The organism is Pauljensenia sp. OF14-1SRA (genome assembly GCF_027694595.1).
GTDB lineage: Bacteria > Actinomycetota > Actinomycetes > Actinomycetales > Actinomycetaceae > Pauljensenia > Pauljensenia turicensis_B.
Genome location: NZ_JAQEVQ010000002.1, coordinates 192980 through 215282 on the forward strand (window position 1 = coordinate 192980; position 22303 = coordinate 215282).

Genomic DNA, 22303 nt, shown 5'->3' on the forward strand with positions numbered 1-22303 from the left:
GGTTAATACCCAAAAACCGACGAGGTTCGGGCTTGAACGAAACTCGGGGTGCATCCATTCGGATGCACCCCGAGCCCCGACACGGAGCCGTGTTACTCAGTCGCCAGTGCCTCCACGGGAGAGACCTTTGCAGCCTTGCGTCCGGGCAACCACGAGGCGATCAAAGCGGCCAACACGGACACAGCAACAACCGCAATCAGCGTTCCCCACGGCATGGCGATTGCAATGGTCACGTCCTCCAAAGGCATGGCGTATGTTCCCGCGATTCCAAAGATTATCCCCAGAATCACACCGATGGTTGACCCAGCCAACGCGATACAGACAGCTTCGACACTCAGCATCGTCTTAATATTCCGTCGGGTCATACCAAGAGCGCGCAACAGACCGTTCTCGCGGGTGCGCTCGGCAACCGACAGGCTGAGCGTATTCGTCACACCGACCAGTGCAATCAGAACTGAAATACCGAGCATTCCGATCACGACCAGTAGGACTTGATCGATCGCCCGGTTGTAGGTTTCGCGTTCAAGAGCGGTACCGTTCACCGAGTACTGGTCGTTGAGCGACAGCAGAGCGGACTGTACTTCGGTAGCACTCGCCTGGTCGTCCAGCTTCACTTGAATCGCGCTCACACCGGCTGATGAATCCAGTTTGCTGAGGGCGTTCGCAGAAATTGAAACGTAGTCAGCCTGGGAGTGTTCATCGATGAGAGCGGTGAAGTCCGCACACTTTCCGTTCGAGGTACACACCTGAACCGTGTCTCCGGTCTTCACTGTGCTGCTCGAAAACTTTGCGGTCGTATCATCCAATACGTCAACCGTGGAGTGTGCGACCGAATTCAAGTCGGGCACGCCATCGATGAAGACATCAAGCGAATCGGTTCCTGCTGTCATCGTTCCGCTGGTCCCGTGAATCTCAACCGCCGCAGCAACACCTTGTGTCCCAGTGACCTCTGACAGAGCGGATGCGGGTAGCTCACCGCTGGCAGACTGCACGGTCAGATCGTAAGGACGAGCAGAATCAACCTCGGAAGTGAGTGTCTGACGCATTGATGCTGCGCCCACGCTCATCATGGTGATTAGGGTGACGCCAATGGCGATAGCAACACCTGTTGCTGCGGTGCGACCAGGATTGCGAAGAGTATTTTCGCGTGCCAGCTTTGACGTGGTTCCCCGTCCAAGACTGCCCCACAGACGTGCCAAGGCCGGAATGAAAACGATCGATGCGCACATCATGGCGACCAGCGCGACCATTCCGGAAAGGAATGCGAGCAGGAAACCGCTGGTTGACCCACGCATAAACAGGCCAACACCCATACCTGCGAAGGCAAGCGTCGCAATGATGAGCGAAACAATGAAGAACACGCGATGCGACTTCTGCGAGGATGCGGTTTCCGCTTGATTACCCAGTGCCTCGATCGGAGACATGCGAGCAATCGAGCGCGCGGGGCGCAGGTTCGCGGCGATGGTCATCAGCGTGCCAGCTGCCCACGTTCCCGCGAGAGCGATCGGCGAGGCAGCCGAGGCAACTGCGTCAGAGAACGAGACAATCCCGAACCCGTTCAGGATCGCAAACCCACCCAATGCGCCCACGACGGTACCGACCGTCGATGAGATTAGGCCGATCAGTGCGGCCTCGCGCATGACCAACGACCGAGTCTGCTTCTTCGTTGCGCCAATGGCGCGTAGCAGGGCGAGCTCGCGACGCCGCTGAGTCATTATCACCTGGAAGGTCGTCGCAACAACGATAATCGCGACAATCATCGAAATCACGGGGAAAATCAGGAATATCGCTGTGAGTGCTGCTGACCCGGCGGCCAGTTGCTTAATTTCTTTTTCGTATGCCGCGTGGCCGGTCGTTACTGTCAGACCGGTGTCATTGAGTGTCGTTGTCAGCGTGTTCGCCAACTTTTCTTGCTCAGCAATCGACGGGGAGGCGCTCGATGAGGCAACCAGAATGCTGGTCGTGTGCTGCGAGTGATTGGACGCGGCAACCAAGCCGTCCGGTGTCATTATCGCAACACCTTGGCTCGTCGGCCCGGTTTTCACCAGACCCGAAACGGTCAGGTTGGTCTTTGGAGCAGAAGCATCCTGCGTGTACACGGCGCTTGCCTGAATCGTGTCGCCTACCTTCACGCCAAGGTTGTTGGCGGCGGTCGTGTCGAGGAAGATCTCAGTGTCGCTGTTCGGAAGGGCACCTTCTGTTACTTCACTGCGGTGGAAAGGTTCCGGCTGGGTAGCGCTTGCCATACGAACCGTCCGCTTAGCGCCATTCGACAGATTAAGGAATGCCATCTGTTGCGGTGCAATTGCCGTGACACCGTCGGTTGCCTTCAACTGATCGGTGACCTCTAAAAGATCCGAGTGGCCGGCATTGTAGAACTCGTCAGTAGCCTCGACCACCGCGGCAGCGCCTTGGTAGGAATCGCGCGCACTCGCGGTCAACGATGCGGTCATACCGTTGCCGAGTGCCAGGAACACCATGATGAACGCGGTTGAAATCGCGACGGCGAGGCCGGTCGCCACGTAGCGACGACCGTGCGTCTTCACGTTGGCGCGAAGCAAGTGGCCAAGGGTTCCACGTGACGTGGAAGCGTCAGTACGAGGCTCGGGTGTAGGGGCGAAATCGCCCGGCTGTTTAATGGAGCTCATCGTGCAGCCTCGCTCAGCTGAGCTTCGGTCGGCTTGGTCAGATCGGCACGGATCTTTCCGTCGCGCATCACCAGGACACGGTCGGCAATCAGAGCGGCGTTTTGATCGTGCGTCACCATGATGACGCTCTGTCCCAGCTGATCAACGGTGGCGCGAAGAAGGTGCAGGACCTCGCGCGAGGAAGCGGAGTCCAGGTTGCCGGTCGGTTCGTCGGCGACGATCACTGCTGGTTTCGATGCGAGCGCACGGGCAACGGCGACGCGTTGCTGCTGACCACCAGACATTTCCTGCGGGCGATGCTTCAGGCGATTCCCGATACCGAGCACGTCGACGATCATGGAGAGCCAACGGCGGTCAGGCTTTTGTCCGGCCAGGTGAAGGGGAAGCTCAATGTTCGCGCGCGCATCAAGGGTGGGAACAAGGTTGAAGCTCTGGAATACGAAACCGATGCGGTCGCGACGAAGACGGGTCAACGCGTCATCATTCAGTTGCGACAGGGTTTTACCTTCGATCCGAACCTCGCCACTGGTCGCCAAATCGAGACCGGCAAGCATGTGAAGCATGGTCGACTTGCCTGAGCCCGACGGACCCATAATGGCGGTGAACGTGTGCTCATAAAAGTCGACGCTGACGTCGTCAAGCGCTGCGACGCGCGTATCGTCTTGACCGTAAATCTTGGATACGTGATTAAGAGCGACAACGGGCGCGAACGATGAAACGGATGAGACTGACTGAGATTGTGGAAGTGGAATACTCATGCTTCAACTATGCGCCGAGCAGCGAACTACGCACTATGAGGGAAGCGCCCATTTCCACCCCCATTTTCTTGTGGGGGATATCCCCGATTAACCTCGAATAGAAGGGGGGTCAGTCCTCTTCCGAGGAGTCGGTGGCGACAATACTGAGTCCGCGGAAACGGTTGATCGCGGCCCCAATGTCGACGCGTCGCGGGCGAGCCAAGAATGCCGGGGATGAGCGTGCCCCGAACTTTGTCAGCGCGTCCAAGCCTTCGGATGCGAACTGACGTTCAAGACGAGCAAGCAGTTCGACTAGCGCCATCTTACCGGCAGCATAGTTTCCCAAAACTCCTCGGAGCGCCCAGGCGATTGCTTCGGTCTGACCCGGATCGACGATCTGCTCCACGTCCGTCAGGGTGATTGTCTGGCGGTCGATCGTGACTTCGTCCAGGCCCGCGGACTTCGTCTTCGGGCGGTCGGACGTGGGGCGCAGGCGATGGGGGATACGAGGCGCGGGCATCGCGAATTCCTGCTTGTCATTACGAGGCCGCGGCATTTGTTCAGCTACATCCTTGGCGCGGGCGGTGACGTCCACGCAACGGTAAGTGTCAAGCATGAGGACGCAGTCGGCAACGTCCAGATAGTCGCCAGAACCGCCCATGACCATAATCGTTGAAACATCCTGCTGAGCAAGAGCTCCGATACGGTCCACGAGGGGAGTGATCGGCTCTTTTTCGGTCGCGACGAGGGCGCGCATACGCTCATCACGGATCAAGAGGTTCGTTGCCGAAGTGTCTTCGTCGATCAGCAGAAGAGGAGAGCCGAGTTCCACAGCCTCCATGATCGCCGCAGCCTGAGAGGTTGAGCCTGAAGCGTTCGACGTCGAGAAATTCGTCGTGTCCGCGCCGGCCGGCAAATGCGAAATAAAGGGAGAAACATCGACTCCGGTCACGGCACGACCATCGGCTGCGCGTACCTTCATGGCGTCCGGAAGAGTTGCTACGAGTTCGCGACCGTCGCGTGGAACATGCGCGTACACGCCTCGCTGGATTGCTGATAATAGCGTCGACTTGCCGTGGTAGCCACCGCCGACGATCACGGTGACACCGGGAGCAATTGCCATGCCACTGACTTCGCCCGCGTGAGGCAGGTTCACCGTCTGACGCAGAGTCTGCGGGGACTCAAAAGTTACCGCGGTATCGGCGTCCATCGGAACCTGCGAAACCCCCGACTTACGGGCAAGCAACGAGCCATCGGCAATAAAAGACACCCAGTTGTTTTCCGCCAGAGAATCGATCAGAGCGCAATGATCCTCGTACGTCGCAATGTGGGTTTTCAGGGCGGAGGTCTTGGCGACGGTGATGTCATCGTCAGACACAAAATCAAACGTGTCCATCACAATGTTCGGAATATCCACGTCGAAAATACGGGCAGCTTCGCGGCCCATGATCGTTCGACCTCGCGCAGGCATCTGAACCTGGAAACGGATCTCAACATGATCGGGCATCACTTTCGCGCTTGAACGTTGCAGGATCTCTTGACCCGGGTGAGCGATCCGAATGGCACCACCACGAATACGGTTTCTGATTGCTGCCTCGAAGGCTCGCGCCAGGAAGTCAGCCGTCGCCAGACGAGCCTGACCATTGGCCAATGCTTCAGGTGGCAAGCCCATTCGATCAGGTTTCGCAGTTGCGCGAATCGGCGACGGAGGAGCGTAAGGGTCGGACTGAATCCGATCAATGCTCAGCGAAAAATCGCCGTAATCCCAGTCGCCGATCACCGACTTATACGACCCGTAGGAGCGACCATCCAGACGGTCGAGGTCACGAATCAACTCTGCGTCAGAGCCAGAGCGCTTGTGGAACTTATTGTCGGTGTGAAAGCGAGGGACCATGCCCCTATCGTATCGGGTCGCTCCACCCTGGGCACAGGTCGCGCCGGCGGGCATTCCACGCACATAATGTGGTCGCTTTCCGATGCCCGCCGGCGCTATTCCTCACTCACACGGTTGAGGAAGCCTGCGCAGTACCCCGCACAGGGGCACCTCAGTCAGCCCTGCAAGACCTGCGTCGACAGGGGAGTGCGATTACCGAAACGATGGTTCGTGATCGACACTGCCTGCTCGTGAACGAACGGCAGAACCTCTACACGGCCAGAGTTTGTGACGGGGCCATCCCAGACGGCCACGTCAATCGAGCCGCCCACGGCGCAACGCACGTCGTCGCCGGCCTCGTCAATGAGACGAATACGCTCGTCGTAGTTGAATTCCACCTGTGTCAGACGCGTAGTGAACTGACCGAAGTCTTCGACAACAACCCCGATACCCATGTGCGCCAGTAGCGACGTGATCGACGCGGGTAGCGGTGTGGTCGTGGAAACGGTCAGCTCAACATCGCCCCAACCGCCGCCGGTGGTCTCGCGAATCATTCCCTCACCCTGTGGATTCGAAGCGAAGGAACCCGTTGCCACGCCAGCCGAGATGACGCGCAGAATATCGGTCAGCGAAGCGCCCGCTCCGGCGCGAATCGTTGCACGTGCCGGAATGTAACGCAGAATATTGCGCTCCGCGGGCACCGCGCTCGGGTCATGTAAGACGTCGAATTCGGTGAACGCGGCCTCGTTATCCGACGAAATTGCCTTCGCCAAACGCTCCATCTCTTCGCCGTCAAGCACCTCGGACGCCGAATCGAGCAGATCGCGCAACTGAGGCTTCAACGTGTGCGTCGACAAAGCGGAATCGAGTGGCGCGGACGCCAGCGAACCGAAGCCGAGCAGGTAGTTTGGGCCACCGGCCTTCGTGCCTTCGCCGACAACTGAACGCTTCCAGCCACCGAACGGCTGGCGACGCACGATCGCGCCCGTGATACCGCGGTTAACGTACACGTTGCCAGCTTCGACGTTGTTCAGCCAGTAGTTGATTTCGTCCGGATCCAGCGAGTGCAGGCCGGCGGTCAGACCGTACTCGACCATGTTCTGCGCTTCGATCGCCTCATTGAGCGTATCGACGCGGATAATGCCGAGGATCGGGCCGAAGTATTCGGTCAAGTGGTATTCGCTACCGACCTGGACACCCGAGCGGACACCAGGACTCCACAGTCGGTTCGTGTCATCGAGAGGCTTTGGGGTGATTTCCCACTTCTGACCCGGTTCCAACGTGGTTAGACCGCGCAGTAGCTTTCCGGTCGGCTCGGCCGCCAGCGGACCCATCTGAGCGCTCAGGTCATCCGACCAGGCGACGTGCAGGGAACGAACCGCGTCAAGCAACTGGTTGCGCACGCGCTTCGAGAAGCCAACCGAACCGACCAGAATTACGTACGAGCAGGCAGAACACTTCTGACCAGCGTGACCGAACGCCGAGTTCACAACATCCTTTACGGCCAGATCAAGGTCAGCCGACGGAGTGATGATGATCGAGTTCTTCCCCGAAGTCTCCGCCATGATCTTCATCGTCGGATCCCAGGAGCGGAACAGTTCAGCCGTCCCGGCTGCGCCCGTCAGGACAACGCGACCCACGCGCGGGTGCGTGACAAGGTCCTTACCCAGCGTGTCCTCGCAGACGGAGACAAACTGCAGGACATCCTTCGGTACGCCCGCAGCCCACAGGCACTCGGCAATAACGGCGCCACAGCGTCCAGCCGGATCAGCAGGCTTCAAAACGACAGCCGATCCCGCGGCCAAAGCGGCCAGAACGCCACCGGCAGGAATTGCCAGCGGGAAGTTCCACGGCGGAGTAACCAAGGTCAGATCTACCGGAGTGAAGTGGGCACCATCGAGTTTTTCGAGGTCCAGAGCAAGCTGTGCGTAGTAGTGGGCAAAGTCGGTAGCTTCGGAAACCTCGACGTCAGCCTGTTCCAGGGACTTGCCCAGTTCGGAGCCGGCAACCTCGATCAGGTCCGCGCGACGACGGGCCAGCTCAACACCTGCGCGGTGCAGGATATCGCTACGCTCTGCGGCGCTACGAGCCGCCCATTCCTTGCCGGCGTTCGCGGTCGCCTCGACGAGGTTGTCCAGGGTTTCGCGATCAGTGATCGTCCCCGCTTCAAGGGTCGCAGTTCCCAGAGTTGAGGTCGGGATACGCTCGGCGATTTCACGTGCCCACTGCAGGTTGACCGGAAGAGCCGGATCTGAATCCGCAGTGTTCGCGAAGATCCAGTTACCGTTCGAGTCTTTCAATGGTGCAGCCAGGTCATCGGCAGTTTCCGACGTGCGGTCCTGGGTACGGTTTGCGCCAACACGGCTGGTTCCCTCGCGTTTCATCTGCTCAACTGCGGCAAGGAAGCGAGTCTTTTCCTTATCGAACGATGCCTGCGAGGTGCCGATATCGAAGATCGACGCCATGAAGTTATCGTCCGCGGAGTTTTCTTCCAGTCGGCGCACCAGGTAGGCGATGGCAACGTCGTATTCGTCGGGGTGAACGACGGGCACGTACAGCAACAGGTTGCCGACTTCCTGACGAACAGCGGCCGCCTGTTGCATCGCCATACCGGACAGCATTTCGAATTCAACGTGGTCGGTAACACTGCGTTCCTTCGCCAGCTCCCATGCACAAGCGACTGTGAACAGGTTGTGTCCCGCGACGCCGATGTTGACGTTCTGAATACGGTCGGGGTGCATCGCCCAATCCAGGACTCGCACGTAGTTCGCATCCGTCGACTGCTTCGAATCCCAGGTCGTCAGATCCCAGCCGTGCATCGCGGCATCGACGCGCTCCATTGCCAGGTTTGCGCCCTTCACGACACGCACCTTGATCGGTGCTCCGCCACGCGCCCTGCGTGCTGCCGCCCATTCCTGCAGATCCTTCATGACGTTCAAGGTGTCGGGCAGATAGGCCTGAAGCACGATGCCGGCACGCAGCCCCAGGCATTCTTCACGGTCGAGGATCGTCTTGAACACGTCGACCGTCAGCTGAAGGTCGTGGTATTCCTCCATGTCCAAGTTGATGAACTTGCCACCGGCGCTGACCGCGTACTGGTAGAGCGGAAGCAATTCGCGTACCGCGTGGTCAACGATCTGGTCGTATCCCCACGGGTTGTGCGGGCCGGTCACCGCCGAAACCTTCAGCGAAACGTAGTCAACATCCGGGCGCTCCAGCAGACGACGAGTGTCGTCGAGGCGCTTGCGAGCTTCCTTCTCGCCCAGAACGGCTTCGCCGAGCAGGTTCATGTTCAGGCGCGCGCCATCTTTACGAAGTCGCTCGATTGCTGGACCGAGCTTCTCGTCGGACACATCAACAACAAGATCACCAACAAGGCGTGCAAACACCTTGCGGGCAGCGGGAACAGCGATTGACGGAACTAGCGTGCCGGCCTTGCCACCAACCAGTGCAGGGGTGCGCAGATACCACGGCAAGAACTTCGGGTTCTTCGCGCCGACCTCGGCAAGGTGGCGTGCAGCCACCTTCTGGTCTTCGGGGCGAACCACTCCGTCAACGAATGAAACGGTGTAATCCAAGCCCTCTTCGTCCTTCAAGACGCCGGCCAGCAACTGTGCTGCCGGGTCAGTCGGGAACTGTGTCGATGATGTCGCCCAACGCCTCGCGGTAGCAAGCGCGCGGTCAACGATCTTTTCGAAATCCGTGGTGGGGTTTTCTGATTCAGACATTCTTCCTCGATTACTTTGTTCAGTGGTGTGTGAGTGAGTTGGAAAGATTCAGTGCGGTGATGTTCAGTCGACGAGGTCGCCCACCCCGTTTCAGGCCGTGGCGGTTCAGTGGGCGAGGTGGCCTCGTCAATTCTGAAATAGAGGGATCTGACTGCTTCGCGCCACCTGCATTCGTGGCGAAGTAGCGCGAAGCTGAGGCGTCAGATGCCTTGAGTTTCTGCAATCGTCTGGTCGAACTCGGCGTCAATTTCCGGGTTCGGCTTCCATGTTGCACGTGACACGGCGGCCGCAACGATGAGGTTCAGAAGGAAACCGGGGACGATCTCGTACAGGTCGAAGACGCCCCCCGAAATGTTGCCCCAGATGCCAACAACGACCGCGCCGGTCACCATGCCGGCGATTGCGCCTGCCGAGGTGAGTGTGCGCCAGTACAGCGACAGGATCACGATTGGACCGAATGATGCGCCGAAGCCGGCCCAGGCGAACGCCACCAGACCCAGAATCGAGTCGGATCGTGGCCACGCCAGAAGCGCTGCGATCAGAGCGATCACGCCAACCGCGATACGGCCAGCAAGAACACCGTCAGCGCCGTTCAGTTCGCGCTTCGTGTAGGCGCGGTAGATGTCTTCGACCAGTGCGGACGAGGTCACCAGAAGCTGAGACGAAATGGTCGACATGATGGCGGCCAGGATCGCTGCAAGCATGAAGCCTGCGATGAAGGGGTGGAAGAGCAATTGCCCGAGGCTGATGAAGACGCCTTCCGGGTTCGCGAGCTTTCCTTCGTCATGCTGGTAGACGGCGATGCCGACAATTGCTGTCATGCCTGCGCCAATCACGGACAGGAGCATCCAACTGATGCCGATGCGACGACCCTGCTTGGCCTCCGCGGTAGAACGCAGTGCCATGAAGCGGACGATGATGTGTGGCTGACCGAAGTAGCCGAGGCCCCATGCGAGCGCCGACACGATGCCGAGGGTTGCTGCGCCGGACAGGGCGCCTTCACCGTGAGTGAGCGAGAAGATCGTCGGATCGATGCGGTTCACTTCGCTCATCAGATTGGAGAAGCCACCAACGTGGATGACGCCCACAACCGGCACCAGGATGAGCGCGATCAGCATCATGATGCCCTGAACAACGTCGGTCCAAGACACGGCAAGGAATCCACCGACCAGTGTGTACAGCACTGTCGTCGCAGCGATGATGACCATACCCAGGTGGTAGTCCATGCCGAATGATGATTCGAAGAACGCGCCACCGGCGACCATGCCCGATGAAACGTAGAACGTGAAGAACACGGTGATGACAAGGCCGGCAACGATACGAACAATATTGGAGGTATCGCGTAGGCGCTGGCCGAGGAACGATGGAACGGTGATCGAGTTCGATGCGATCTTCGAGTATGCGCGAAGTCTGGGGGCGGTGAACTTCCAGTTCAGCCATGCGCCGACGGTCAGGCCAACTGCGATCCAGCCTTCGATCAGGCCGTTGAGGTAGAGCGCACCGGGCAGGCCCATGAGGAGCCAGCCGGACATGTCGGCTGCGCCTGCGGAAAGGGCTGCGACGCCGGGGCCAAGATCTCGGCCACCGAGCATGTAGTCGTCAAGGCTCTTAGTGCGGTTGTATGCGAAAAGACCGATCATGACCATCGCCAATAGGTAAATGATCATCGCCACGGCCTGGAAAGTAGTCTCAGTCATGGGGAGCTCCTAGCGTTGTCGCATCACCGGGGCCCGAGGTGGTGTGCGGGTTGGGAGCCAGCGTGCTGGCGGGGATGCCCCGAAGCACCGTTGCATCGGGTTGTGTTGAGCATAACACCTCTAGGACTTTAGTCGCACATGTTTTTGGGACGAAATATTGCGCGAAAAAACGACCGCCCACTGCGACATTTTGGAGAATGCTTCCGAAATGTTGCAGTGGGCGGGAGAGTCAGTTCGGTGAATGCGGTGAGCTCACCAACAGAGCGTCACGCAGCAAGCAGTGCGATGAGCGCGGCTATCAGGAATATCAACACGACAAACGCTGTCGCAACGCCCCACAAGGCAACACCGACAATGCCGAGAATGCGACCGACCTTCGCATTCGACACGATGTTGGCGCTGACCCCGTTTTGCTGAGCCTGGCGCAGGATCGAATTACCCCACAGCCACGCGGGAATCGAACCAAAGAGACCGATGAGCACCAATCCGAGAATGCCGAGGATCAGGACGATGTTCGAATTCGACTTCAATTCCTGCGCCAGAGGAGTCATCTGGAACGTCATCCCATACGGCGCCTGGCCAAAGCCGTTTGCCCCATACTGACCGCCGTCGTACTGGCCGTATGGTTGCCCAGGCTGGACACCCGGTTGCCCGTAAGGGTTCTGCTGATCGAACTGCGGTGCGGTGTAGGCACCCTGGCCTGCGTTTGCCGACTGCTCGCCCGCCGGCGATGCCCACGGATTCTGTTGCCACGTCGGCTGAGTCGGAGTTGAATCCTCGACTACTTGTGCCTCAGCGTCTTTCACTTCAGGGGCGGGTTCGCTGGCAAGTTCCGTCGTCTCAGCGGTTTCCTTAGTGGGAAGCACCGTGGTTTCCTCGACAGCGCCCACGGTGAAATCGCCAACGGGAAGCTCAGTCGTCTCCTTGGTCGGGAGCAGTTCTGTTGCTTCTTCTTCTGGAGCGTTCTCCTGTGCAACAGGCTCTGCTGAGTCAGTATTCGCAGGTGCTCCCTCTGCTTCTTCAGCGTTTGCTTCAACGACCTGCTCTTCAGCTGGGGTGCCTTCCTGCTTTTCGGCTTCTTCGGGGCTCGGCTGCTGATCCGTCATAATGTCTCCTCACCTTGATGTTGATACCAGTCTAAGAAAGGCGGGTGCACCCCGATAGTGGGGACTCCCCTGACTAACCCCCGATCAACCCCGTAACGTCCCGTTTTCGTCAGAGTGCAACAACCGAGCAATTCCCTAGTTGTGCGGGCAACGCAATATGAAAGTGGGAAAAGAAATCCCGGCCTCGTGAATTCACATCAACGAGGCCGGGATTCTCAGTGGCCAACTACCACCGCGCCGGGAGACAGGTGGCGGACTGAATGCTTAGAGCATGCAGGACACGCAACCCTGAACTTCGGTGCCTTCCAGCGCCATCTGACGAAGACGCATGTAGTACAGGGTCTTGATGCCCTTCTTCCACGCGTAAATGTAGGACTTGTTAATATCACGCGTCGTTACGGTATCCGGGTAGAAGAGCGTGAGCGACAGACCCTGATCCACGTGCTGAGTAGCAACCGCGTAGGTGTCGATGATCTTCTCCGGGCCGATCTCGTAGGCGTCCACGTAGTACTCGCGGTTCTCGTTCGTCATGTACGGAGCCGGGTAGTAGACGCGACCGATCTTGCCTTCCTTACGGATCTCAATCTGAGAAACGATCGGGTGGATCGACGAGGTCGAGTTGTTGATGTACGAAATTGAGCCGGTCGGCGGGATCGCCTGCAGGTTCTGGTTGTACATGCCGTACTGCTTCACATCGGCGGCTAGAGCCTTCCAATCGTCAGCCGTCGGAATGTGGATCGTCGACTTTGCGAGCAACTCACGGCACTTGTCCGTGGTCGGTTCCCACGTGCCATTGATGTACTTCTCGAAGTACTCGCCGGACGCATACTGTGAATCCTCGAAGCCTTCGAAGGAGACGCCGCGTTCTTTCGCGATCAGGCAGGACGCCTTGATTGCTTCGTAGGCGACAGCCAGGAAGTACATGTTCGTGAAGTCCAGAGCTTCTTTAGAACCGTACATGACGTGTTCGCGAGCAAGGTAACCGTGCAGATTCATCTGGCCCAGGCCGATCGCGTGGCTCATCGCGTTGCCTCGAGCAATCGAGGGAACCGACTGAATATCCGACAGGTCGGAGACAGCGGTCAGACCGCGGATCGCTGTCTCGATCGTCGTCGAGAAGTCCTCAGAATCCATCGTCTTCGCGATGTTCAACGAACCCAGGTTGCAGGAAATATCCTTGCCGACGTGGCTGTAGGTCAGATCAGCGTTGTAGGTCGAGGCCTCGGACACCTGCAGAATTTCGGAGCAGAGGTTCGACATCGTGATGCGGCCCTTGATCGGGTTCGCGCGGTTCACGGTGTCTTCGAAGACGATGTACGGGTAGCCGGACTCGAACTGAATTTCAGCGAGGGTCTGGAAGAAACGACGAGCGTTAATTTTCTTCTTGTGAATGCGGCCGTCGTCAACCATCTCGCGGTACTTCTCAGAAACGGAGATTTCAGAGAAGGGAACGCCGTAGACGCGCTCGACGTCGTAGGGGCTGAACAGGTACATGTCCTCGTTGTTACGCGCGAGTTCGAACGTAATATCGGGGATCACAACGCCCAACGACAGGGTCTTGATGCGGATCTTTTCGTCAGCGTTTTCACGCTTCGTGTCGAGGAACTGCATGATGTCCGGGTGGTGTGCGCTGAGGTAAACGGCACCCGCACCCTGACGCGCACCCAGCTGGTTCGCGTAAGAGAAGGAGTCCTCCAGAAGCTTCATGACCGGGACAACGCCACTGGACTGGTTCTGGATCTTCTTAATCGGAGCGCCGGCTTCACGCAGGTTCGTCAGCGACAGGGCGACGCCACCACCGCGCTTCGACAGCTGAAGAGCAGAGTTAATGCCACGGGCGATCGACTCCATGTTGTCTTCGATACGTAGCAGGAAGCAGGACACGAGTTCGCCACGCGCAGCCTTGCCAGCGTTCAGGAACGTCGGGGTTGCAGGCTGGAAACGGCCGGCCATGATCTCATCCACGAACTGCTGGGCAAGCTTCACATCTCCGCGAGCCAAGTACAGGGAGACCATCGCAACACGGTCTTCGAAACGCTCCAGGTAGCGCTTACCGTCGAACGTCTTCAGCGTGTAGGACGTGTAGTACTTGAACGCGCCGAGGAACGTGGGGAAGCGGAACTTGTGCGCGTAGGCGCGCTTGAACAGGTCCTTGATGTCCTGGAACTCGTACTGGTCCAGAACAGCCTGCTCGTAGTAGCCCTCTTCAACCAGGTATTCCATCTTTTCTTCCAGGTCGTGGAAGAAGACGGTGTTCTGGTTGACGTGCTGCAAGAAGTACTGGCGAGCTGCCTTACGATCCGCGTCGAACTGGATCTTGCCATTGGCATCGTAGAGGTTCAGCTGGGCGTTCAGAGCGTGGTAATCGAGCTCTGGGTTACTGATTTCTTCTACGCCTGTGTCGGTGAGATTTTCTGCCAAAACTCTTTCAGTCCTTCTCGAACTCGTGAGACGTCCTCGGGGGTTCCGAGTAGCTCGAACTTATACATATGGGGGATACCCAGCTTCGCTGCAACGATATCGCCTGCGAGGCAGTACGCGGTGCCGAAATTCGTATTTCCTGATGAGATGACTCCCACGCAGTGAGACCTGTTACCCGGGTCGTTGAGGAAGGCGATGACCTGCTTGGGAACCGCGCCCTTGAGGTTGCCCCCGCCGTATGTGGGAACAATCAGCACGTAGGGCTGGTCGACGTGCAGGAACTCGTCGCTTTTCAGCAGCGGGATGCGCTGTGCGGGCAAGCCAAGCTTCTCAACGAACCGGCGAGTATTCCCGGTTGCTGAGGAAAAGTAAACGATGTTCACCATGATGGACCTGCCGTTTGTGCTGTGGTGTGGTGCGCCGTGCGCCTAGGTGCGATTTGATTCTATTGATGAAGTCGGACACCTCAGTACTGTTTGAGAATGTCGCCGGGGATCGTCATCGCGTTCGTGAAACTCTGTCCTTGAACGCAGTTCGCCCCGGCCACCTATCGGTAGCCGGGACAGAAGAAAAGATCAGGCCTGGCCGACTGCGAGGGGAGTTGCGGCAGCTGCCGCAACGGCGACGGCTTTGATGCGGTCCGGGCGGAAGCCACTCCAGTGGTTATCGCCAGCCATGACGACGGGAGCCTGCTGGTAGCCGAGGCCCTTGATGTAATCGAGCGCTTCGAGGTTTTCCGTCACGTCGATCTTCGTGTAGTCAAGACCCTGCTTGTCGAGAGCGCGGCAGGTTGCGTCGCACTGGGGGCAACGGGGCTTCGAGTAGACGGTGATCGTCATGGGATTCTCCAAATTAAAGGGATGGAAACGCGTATCTTCAAGGGTTATCCCGAAGATGTCTTAACACTACACCTTGTGGGTGCTTGAAGGAATAGACACAACATGTTGTGGTCGTAACGTTGTGTGACTCAGCCTGTGGATAGAGGGAGGCGGATCTGTGAATACGGTGTGGATGGACTTACTGTTCATATAAGAATTGTCCGTTGAACCATAGGTAAACCGTTTTACAGAGCCCCTCAAAGAGGGCATGATTATGCGGAAATTACACGATTGTCATTCTTCGGTTCCGGGTCCACACGCATGTGCATGGAGGGCGAACACATATGTGCATACCTGTGGATAACCTCGAATGCGAATGGAAAAAACTGCCTCAAAACTCGTGTGTGGCGTCGGCGTGTCGCATATGCCAGACCACTACATGTAGGGGGTGGATTGAGTACACCGTCCCTATATGTAGGGGTCGTGGTAGATGAACCACTACTACTAGTGGCGCGCCTGTTGGGTACCGTTACTAGAGGTAAATGTCCCTACTCTAGTGGGAGCAGATGATGTGAGCTCAGCATTCGACGACGTTCACGGCCAGGCCGCCCGCCGACGTTTCCTTGTACTTCGACAGCATGTCGTTGCCGGTTTGGCGCATCGTTTCAATGACGGCATCCAGCGACACCGTATGCCGACCATCGCTCCAGAGGGCCATACGCGCCGCGTTAATCGCCTTCACCGCGGCGATCGCATTACGTTCGATGCAGGGGATTTGAACCAGGCCAGCAATAGGGTCGCAGGTCAGCCCCAGTGAATGCTCCATCGCAATTTCCGCGGCATTCTCAACTTGTTCGGGGGTTCCACCCAATGCTTCGGCCAAGCCTGCGGCCGCCATCGCGGCCGCTGAACCAACCTCGCCCTGACAGCCAACTTCAGCACCAGCAATCGACGCGTTCGTCTTAATCAGCGAGCCAACCGCCGTTGCTGCAAGCAAGAAATCATGGACTGTCTTACGCCTGCGCGCCCACGCCTCCCCGTGAATGTCGGAAGCGTCGGAAAGAACCTCGACCCCCTTTGAGCCGAAACGCACACGAGCCAAAGGAGCCTCTGGTGAGTCGAACAGCGCCGGAGCCGATGCGGCACCAATCGTTGCACCAGCTTCAGGGCAGTAGGAGACCAGGTAGCCGAGGACCGCAGGAATCACGCCCGCGGCGCCATTCGTCGGCGCGGTGACGATGCGGTGGCCGGCAGCGTTCTCTTCGTTGACCGCCAGCGCGAACAGGTTCACCCAGTCCATCGCGCGCATCGGGTCGTCGGGGCTCGAGGCCCAGGGTGCGCCGGGAAGCGATTCGCAGCCGGTGCGAGCACGTTCGGACAGTTTTGTGCTCAGTGCTTTCGCGCGACGAGGGACATCCAAACCACCCGGAAGAATGCCACTGGCACTGGTTCCGGCATCCACGCACTCAAACATCGTGTCCGCGATCGCATCCAAATACTCATCGACTTCTTGAGCAGTTCGCACAGCTTCTTCATTACGACGAACCAGCTCGGAGATGCGCAAACCAGACTGCTTACACTCGTGGAGCAGGCGTGCACTGGTCGTAAAGAGGAACGGCGCAGGAGCATCAATTGTCGCGGCGCTCATGCCGGTCGCCAGCGATGCGACCTGAGGATTATTCACGTCATCATTCGTCTGCACCATCACGAAACCACCGCCCACCGAGTAATAGGTGTGCTCCAGAATCTTCTCGTGGCCATCAGCTTCGCGCCACGCCGTGATCGTCAGAGCGTTCACGTGATACTTCAACACCGTGCGCGGAACGAAACGAATATCGCGCGCAATATCAAAAGGAACCTGACCGCACGGAGTCGGCAAGAAACCGGTCGCGGCAATCGTCGGGAAAATACCCTCAACCGTATCGATCTCAACGCTCTCCGGGCTGTAGCCCGCAAGGCCCAGCAAGACTGCGCGGTCAGTGTTGTGCCCGCGACCCGTCGCGCCAAGCGAACCGAACAGGTCGATCATAATGCGGCACGGCGCCTTAGACTCCGCCCCTTCTTCGGGGGAACGTTGAGGCGTGGAGGCGGCCTCGTCCCCTTCATCTCTGGCGAGCAACGACGCCAACTCGCCTGTAAACGCAAGACCGGCGCGCATCGGACCAACTGTGTGTGACGACGACGGGCCGATACCGATGCGGAACATGTCGAAAACCGACAGGGGGTGCGCGGCCTGAGAAGCGGGAACCTCACCGGAAAGCACGGCAGCGGGAGTTGCCTCGCCAGCGGCGAAACGATCTGGCGTCACCTGAGCAAGCGGAAGAGCGGTCGGAGAATCGGCGGCGTCAAAAGTCATGCGAACTATTGTGCGCTTTCGTCACCGTAAGAGCGAACCGTAGACTGGGCGCTATGACAATCAGCATCGAATTTCCCGTTCGTCCGACCGTCGTCGCCATCATCCAATGCGCTATGGAAATGGAAGCGGCACCCCTGCGCGCCGCGTTGCACCCCTGCGCCGGTAGCGACACCGTCACCGAACTCGTCGTCGGAATGGAGGGCCACGCACAACAGCGCTTCGCGCTCGGTGCTCTTGACGGTCACGACGTTCTGCTTGTGAAAAGCGGAATCGGTCTGGCGAACTCCGCGTCCGCGACCGCGCGCGCCCTCACGCTGGTTGATACTCCCATCGTCATCGCAGCGGGCACCACCGGTGGACTCGCCGCGGACATCAACGTTTCCAACATCGCTGCCGGCACCTCGACCATCTACTCCCAAGCCGACGCCACCGCCTTCGGCTACGCCATGGGCCAGGTCCCGCAGATGCCCGAAGACTACCGATCCTCCGACGAAACCGTTGCTCGCGTCGCCCTGCTTGCCAAGTCCGACGCCCTCACCGTCATGACCGGTCGCGTCCTGTCCTCCGACTCGTTCATCACCGCCCCCATTGCCCAGCCCATGCGCGAAAAATTCCCGGATGCTATTGGCGCTGACATGGAAACCTGCGCCATGGCGGAAGTCGCCTGGTCCAGCGGTGTTGACTGGGTTAGCCTGCGCGCCGTCTCCGACTTGTGTGGCCCCACTGCCGACCAGGACTTCCACATGGACTCCGAAAAGGCAGCCGGCATTAGCGCGCTCGCGGTCCGCACGTTCCTAACGCTCTAACCTGCATTTTTAAATCGGAAGGATCCCAGTGAAACGAGTTCTGATGGTCTGCACCGGCAACATCTGCCGGTCGACGATGGCCCACCAGATTCTGCTTGAAGCCGCGCGCGACGCTGGCGTCGATATCGTCGTGGATTCCGCAGGAGTTTCCGACGAAGAAGAAGGCAACCCGGTCGACCGTCGCGCTGCTCGGGTCTTGCGTGAATACGGCCACGAGGTCCCCAACCATCGTGCGCGCCAGATCCGCATGAGCGAACTGGCGGACTGGGATCTGATCCTTGCGATGACCGGCCATCACCTGTCTGCATTGAACCGCCTTCGCGATCGCGCCGGGCTGAGTGCCGGTGCGGCTTCTGATTCACGAGGTTCCGCTGGGCCTGATATCCGTTTGTTCCGTGATTTTGATCCGCAGGCTACTCCGTCAGACCGTGATGTCCCCGACCCGTGGTACGGCGGATATCAGGACTTTGTCGAGACACTCGAGACGATTGAGCGCACGACGCCGTTCATCGTGGAAGAGCTGTCGAAGTAACGAAGCGACTAGGCAGTGACCGTGTCATTGTCACGCTGAGTTGCGGGTTGCCCGCTCATTTTCAGAACCTCGCGGCCGGGCTCAGCCATGAATGACACAACCGTGAATCCGAACGCGACGATGCCACTGATGATGAAGATCCACTGAATCGAGAATCGATCAGCCAGCGGCCCGAATGCGATCATGCCAATTGGCATACCGAGCACTGCAACGATGTTGATCAGCGAAAACACGCGACCCATGTACGTCTGTTCGACCGTGGTCTGAACCAGTGTCATGACCGGTGCGGAGAAGAACGGGATTAGTAGCGCGATGATGAACGTCAGTACGAACAGGGTGAACAGGCCGACGGTCGTCCCCAGGAATGGCGTCAGGCCAAGGGTGGCGGACAACAGGCCGAAGCTCCCGCACGAGTAGAGAAGCATCCGGCTCTGATTCCACTTCACGGCAAAGGTCGCGATTGCCAGACCGCCCAGCACCATGCCCGCTGAGAATGAGGTTTCCATGACCGTCAGCGGCCAGACAGCGTCGGTGAAGTCGCGCGCGATCATCAGTGGCACCATGAAGCTCGGTGCGACGATCAGCGTGAAGATTACCGTGTAGAGGACTATCAGCCAGAGGATCGTGCGGTGTCCCGCGACGTAGCGCAGGCCGTCCATCAGATCGTGAGCGAACGACTTTTCATCTTCGCCGCCACCTCGCAGCGTCGCAACGGGGATCGTCAGGACAATACCGACACCGATCAGGGCAGTGACAACGTCGATCCAGAAGGTAGGAACCAGGCCACCCCAGCCGTAGACTGCGCCCGCGACCACCGGAGACAGCAGCGCCATCGCCGAGTTAATCGTCTGATTAATGCCGTTCACGCGCATGAGCTGACTGGTTGGGGTCAGCTGTGGTAAGAGCGCGCCAACCGCGGGCTGTTGGAAGCCGGCGCCTACGGAGCGAATGAAGACCGCGCCGTAGATCAGCCAGAGTGAGGTTTCGCCCGCCATCATTGCTATTGCCAATCCTAGGGTGACCAGCGCAATGATCGAGTCGGAAACGGCGATCACCGTTCGACGGTTCATTCGGTCGGCAAGCGTGCCACCAAACAGAGACAGGATCGCTTGGGGGACGAAAGCGACAACGGCGTACAGGGTGATGACCCACCCGGTCTTGAGCGTCAGCGTCAGGTACCACATGATCGCAAACTGCACGATCGAGGAGCCGAACAGGGAAATCGCCTGCGCGATCAGGAATAGGGTGACGCGACGCTTCCAATGCGGGTCGTTTTCCGCGGGTGCGTCGAGGGTTTCGCTCATAGACGAGGCCACCTCCACGGGATCCGCGTTCTCCTGGTCTAAAGGGCGGGTCTCATCGGCGTTAGGCGAGGTGAGGCTGTCAGTCATGTATGAAACACTAGCAATACCTAGCAATATCAAGGGTTATTGTGTGCGCCGAGCGCGCGATGTCACCGTTACTCTCCTGTTTGGGGCGAGACGATCGCATCGGCGCGCGATGCGCATTCGGCGACCAACTCAATGTTGGGGGCGTCCACGGTGCGCACCCAGTGGGCGGCATCTGCGCGACATTTCCCGAATGCTTCGTGGCGGGTGACGAGGCGCCGCATGACAGCGTCTGTCGGCGTATCAATGTGGACAAGGAAGTCAATGTGCCCGCGAGCCTCGCGCCACCCCGGTTCGTCGAATGCTAGGTAGTTGCCTTCGGTGATGACGATGCCCTCAGTTGGAATCAGGATGGACGCTGCGACAGGTTCGTGCAGGCCACGGTTGTAGTCGGGAGCAAAAACGGGGTGCTCGCTCGCTTGAATGCGTGCCAGCAGGGTCTCGTACCCCCAGATGTCAAACGTGTCGGGAGCGCCCTTGCGGTCGTGGCGCTCCAAGTCGTCCAGCACGGCATTCGACATGTGGAAGCCATCCATCGGCGCGATGCCGGCCACCGCAACATCGGCAGTTTCAAGGATTTCTGCGACGAGGGCTGCAACGGTGGTCTTCCCGGTTCCGGGAGGGCCGGTCAGACCGAGGACACGAATGTTTTCTCCGTTTGCCAGCCGGTGAAGGACAAGGTCAACGACCTGTTGAGCGACGGACAGTGACGCGGACGCGCGTTCACCGTAGATGGCGTAGGGTGCCGATCCGCTGATGGAGCCAGCGGGTTGATTGCCTGCGGTGTCAGTGTGTGTGCTCATGCTCGAAACCTCATCGTTCTAGGGCGGAGCGGAAACGGTAAATGAAAGAGCCGGCTGCGACGCGCGCAACCGGCTCGATGAAATCAGGCGTTTGCCGTGATCGTCGGCAGTGTCGACCAGGGGAAGTTGATCCACTTGTCGGTTTCTGCCCAGATGTAGTCGGGGGTGATGATCGAGCGTGATTTCTTGTAGATGCAGATGCTGCGCGCGTCAACCTTCACTTGGTTTTCACCGTCGAGGGACAGGCCGTCTTCGGCGATCATGTCCATGACCATCTTGAGGGTCTTGCCGGAGTCTGCGACGTCGTCAACGACCAGGACTCGCTTGCCTTCCATCGCGGAAATATCCATGAGCGGAGGAAGTAGGACCGGCGCTTCGAGGGTTTCGCCAACGCCGGTGTAGAACTCGACGTTCATGGTGCCACATGCCTTGACGTCCATTGCGTAGGAGATGGCGCCCGCAGGGATCAGGCCACCGCGCGCGATGGCGACGATCAGTTCGGGGATCCAGCCGGAGTCAACGATCTGCTGAGTGAGTTCACGGCTTGCAATGCCGAAACCTTCCCACGTGAGAACCTCGCGATCTGCAACGTCGGGAACGTCCGTGGACTGAGCAGTGGTGGTGTTCGGCTGATCCGTCATGTCACTCCCTGGGTAGTGGCTTTATGGTGGTCGGCTATGGGTGGGCCGTCCAAATAAACCAAATAAAGAACTTAGGGACAAGAGTAGTACTCCGCGCGCGGTGGGTGATACCGACATTGGGTGCGGAAGTGATGGTCGTGTCACTGTTCGTGTTCAGTTGCGCAACTTCGTGCGCGTGGGGGACGAGGCCGCGCTCGATTGCTCAGCCTGCCAGCCTGCTACCGGCGCGGTTTTGGGTGGCCTCAGGCGCGTTCGATGCGCCCAAGTTCTTTGAGGTAGGCGGTGCCGGGGTTACGTGGATGCCCTTTATATGTCCAGGTCAGAATGCGTTCGACGTCGAAGTGTCGCGCGCAGTGTCCGCAGGCAGTGACGCGACGCGGCGGTCGGTAGAGCTTGCGTTGTGCTCCGCATTTGGGGCAGGTTCCGACCCAGGGTTCGTCCGGGGAAGGCAGATGCGAGGGGAGTCGTGCGTCATCGGGTGCGCCCAGATCGCGAGCAACCTTCCGCCAGGTTGCATCGTGGTGATGGTCTGGGCCGACAAGGGCGTGCGCGATTTCGTGGAGGATGACGCCACGAACGGTGTCCCGATCATAGAGATCGGTGAGCGGTCCGGACAGAGTGATCGTCTTCGCCCGGTAGACGCAGGATCCTGCTCGGCGCTTTGCCGTGTCGAATTTGAATGTCCAGTCGCCCAGTTCGGCGGCGTCCATCAGTATGCGCGCTTCTTTTCGTGCGATTCGTCGATCCAT

Annotated in this window: 16 protein-coding genes; 2 read left to right on the forward strand and 14 right to left on the reverse strand. The window is 58.9% G+C overall.

Translation table 11 applies throughout. The features are described 5' to 3' along the window. Nucleotides 1–92: 92 nt before the first annotated feature. From PG731_RS02285 to PG731_RS02330, 10 genes are all read right to left on the reverse strand, one after another. Nucleotides 93–2648, reverse strand: a complete 2556-nt coding sequence (locus PG731_RS02285; RefSeq protein WP_270771875.1) for an ABC transporter permease — start codon at nt 2646–2648, stop codon at nt 93–95. Then, on the reverse strand, nt 2645–3406 hold the full coding sequence (locus PG731_RS02290; RefSeq protein WP_270771876.1) for an ABC transporter ATP-binding protein: 762 nt from the start codon (nt 3404–3406) through the stop codon (nt 2645–2647). The genes PG731_RS02285 and PG731_RS02290 overlap by 4 nt, the downstream gene beginning before the upstream one ends. A gap of 109 nt (nt 3407–3515) precedes the next feature. Further along, nucleotides 3516–5279: an ABC-ATPase domain-containing protein gene (locus PG731_RS02295; RefSeq protein ID WP_270771877.1), complete on the reverse strand. Its 1764-nt coding sequence runs from the start codon at nt 5277–5279 to the stop codon at nt 3516–3518. A 155-nt stretch (nt 5280–5434) separates the two neighbouring features. Next, nucleotides 5435–8986, reverse strand: coding sequence for a bifunctional proline dehydrogenase/L-glutamate gamma-semialdehyde dehydrogenase (locus PG731_RS02300; RefSeq protein ID WP_270771878.1), 3552 nt, complete (start codon nt 8984–8986; stop codon nt 5435–5437). A gap of 200 nt (nt 8987–9186) precedes the next feature. Beyond that, on the reverse strand, nt 9187–10683 hold the full coding sequence (putP, locus tag PG731_RS02305; RefSeq protein WP_270771879.1) for a sodium/proline symporter PutP: 1497 nt from the start codon (nt 10681–10683) through the stop codon (nt 9187–9189). A gap of 266 nt (nt 10684–10949) precedes the next feature. Further along, nucleotides 10950–11789 (reverse strand): hypothetical protein, encoded by an 840-nt coding sequence (locus PG731_RS02310; RefSeq protein ID WP_270771880.1) that lies wholly within the window; start codon nt 11787–11789, stop codon nt 10950–10952. A gap of 264 nt (nt 11790–12053) precedes the next feature. Further along, on the reverse strand, nt 12054–14210 hold the full coding sequence (gene nrdE / locus PG731_RS02315) for a class 1b ribonucleoside-diphosphate reductase subunit alpha (protein ID WP_195224580.1): 2157 nt from the start codon (nt 14208–14210) through the stop codon (nt 12054–12056). Continuing rightward, nucleotides 14180–14596 carry a class Ib ribonucleoside-diphosphate reductase assembly flavoprotein NrdI gene (nrdI, locus tag PG731_RS02320; RefSeq protein WP_270771881.1) on the reverse strand — a complete coding sequence of 139 codons (417 nt, stop codon included), beginning with the start codon at nt 14594–14596 and terminating at the stop codon, nt 14180–14182. The genes nrdE and nrdI overlap by 31 nt, the downstream gene beginning before the upstream one ends. A 189-nt stretch (nt 14597–14785) precedes the next feature. Further along, complete coding sequence (nrdH, locus tag PG731_RS02325; protein ID WP_270771882.1) at nt 14786–15049, reverse strand: glutaredoxin-like protein NrdH; 264 nt, start codon at nt 15047–15049, stop codon at nt 14786–14788. A gap of 556 nt (nt 15050–15605) precedes the next feature. After that, nucleotides 15606–17384 carry an L-serine ammonia-lyase, iron-sulfur-dependent, subunit alpha gene (locus tag PG731_RS02330; RefSeq protein ID WP_270771883.1) on the reverse strand — a complete coding sequence of 593 codons (1779 nt, stop codon included), beginning with the start codon at nt 17382–17384 and terminating at the stop codon, nt 15606–15608. A gap of 53 nt (nt 17385–17437) precedes the next feature. On the opposite strand from PG731_RS02330, the gene mtnN reads away from it, so the two are divergent. Both mtnN and PG731_RS02340 read left to right on the forward strand, forming a co-directional pair. After that, nucleotides 17438–18190 carry a 5'-methylthioadenosine/S-adenosylhomocysteine nucleosidase gene (gene mtnN, locus PG731_RS02335; protein WP_270771884.1) on the forward strand — a complete coding sequence of 251 codons (753 nt, stop codon included), beginning with the start codon at nt 17438–17440 and terminating at the stop codon, nt 18188–18190. Between the two features lie 43 nt (nt 18191–18233). Beyond that, nucleotides 18234–18722 carry a low molecular weight protein-tyrosine-phosphatase gene (locus PG731_RS02340; protein ID WP_270771924.1) on the forward strand — a complete coding sequence of 163 codons (489 nt, stop codon included), beginning with the start codon at nt 18234–18236 and terminating at the stop codon, nt 18720–18722. 8 nt (nt 18723–18730) lie between these two features. Here PG731_RS02340 and PG731_RS02345 read toward each other — a convergent pair whose 3' ends face one another. The 4 genes from PG731_RS02345 to PG731_RS02360 all read right to left on the reverse strand — a co-directional run bounded on the left by PG731_RS02345 (nt 18731) and on the right by PG731_RS02360 (nt 22303). After that, complete coding sequence (locus PG731_RS02345) at nt 18731–20113, reverse strand: MFS transporter (RefSeq protein ID WP_270771885.1); 1383 nt, start codon at nt 20111–20113, stop codon at nt 18731–18733. 68 nt (nt 20114–20181) lie between these two features. After that, complete coding sequence (locus PG731_RS02350) at nt 20182–20913, reverse strand: AAA family ATPase (protein ID WP_270771886.1); 732 nt, start codon at nt 20911–20913, stop codon at nt 20182–20184. Between the two features lie 83 nt (nt 20914–20996). Continuing rightward, complete coding sequence (locus PG731_RS02355; protein ID WP_270771887.1) at nt 20997–21554, reverse strand: phosphoribosyltransferase; 558 nt, start codon at nt 21552–21554, stop codon at nt 20997–20999. Between the two features lie 242 nt (nt 21555–21796). Beyond that, nucleotides 21797–22303 (reverse strand): SprT-like domain-containing protein, encoded by a 507-nt coding sequence (locus PG731_RS02360; protein ID WP_270771888.1) that lies wholly within the window; start codon nt 22301–22303, stop codon nt 21797–21799.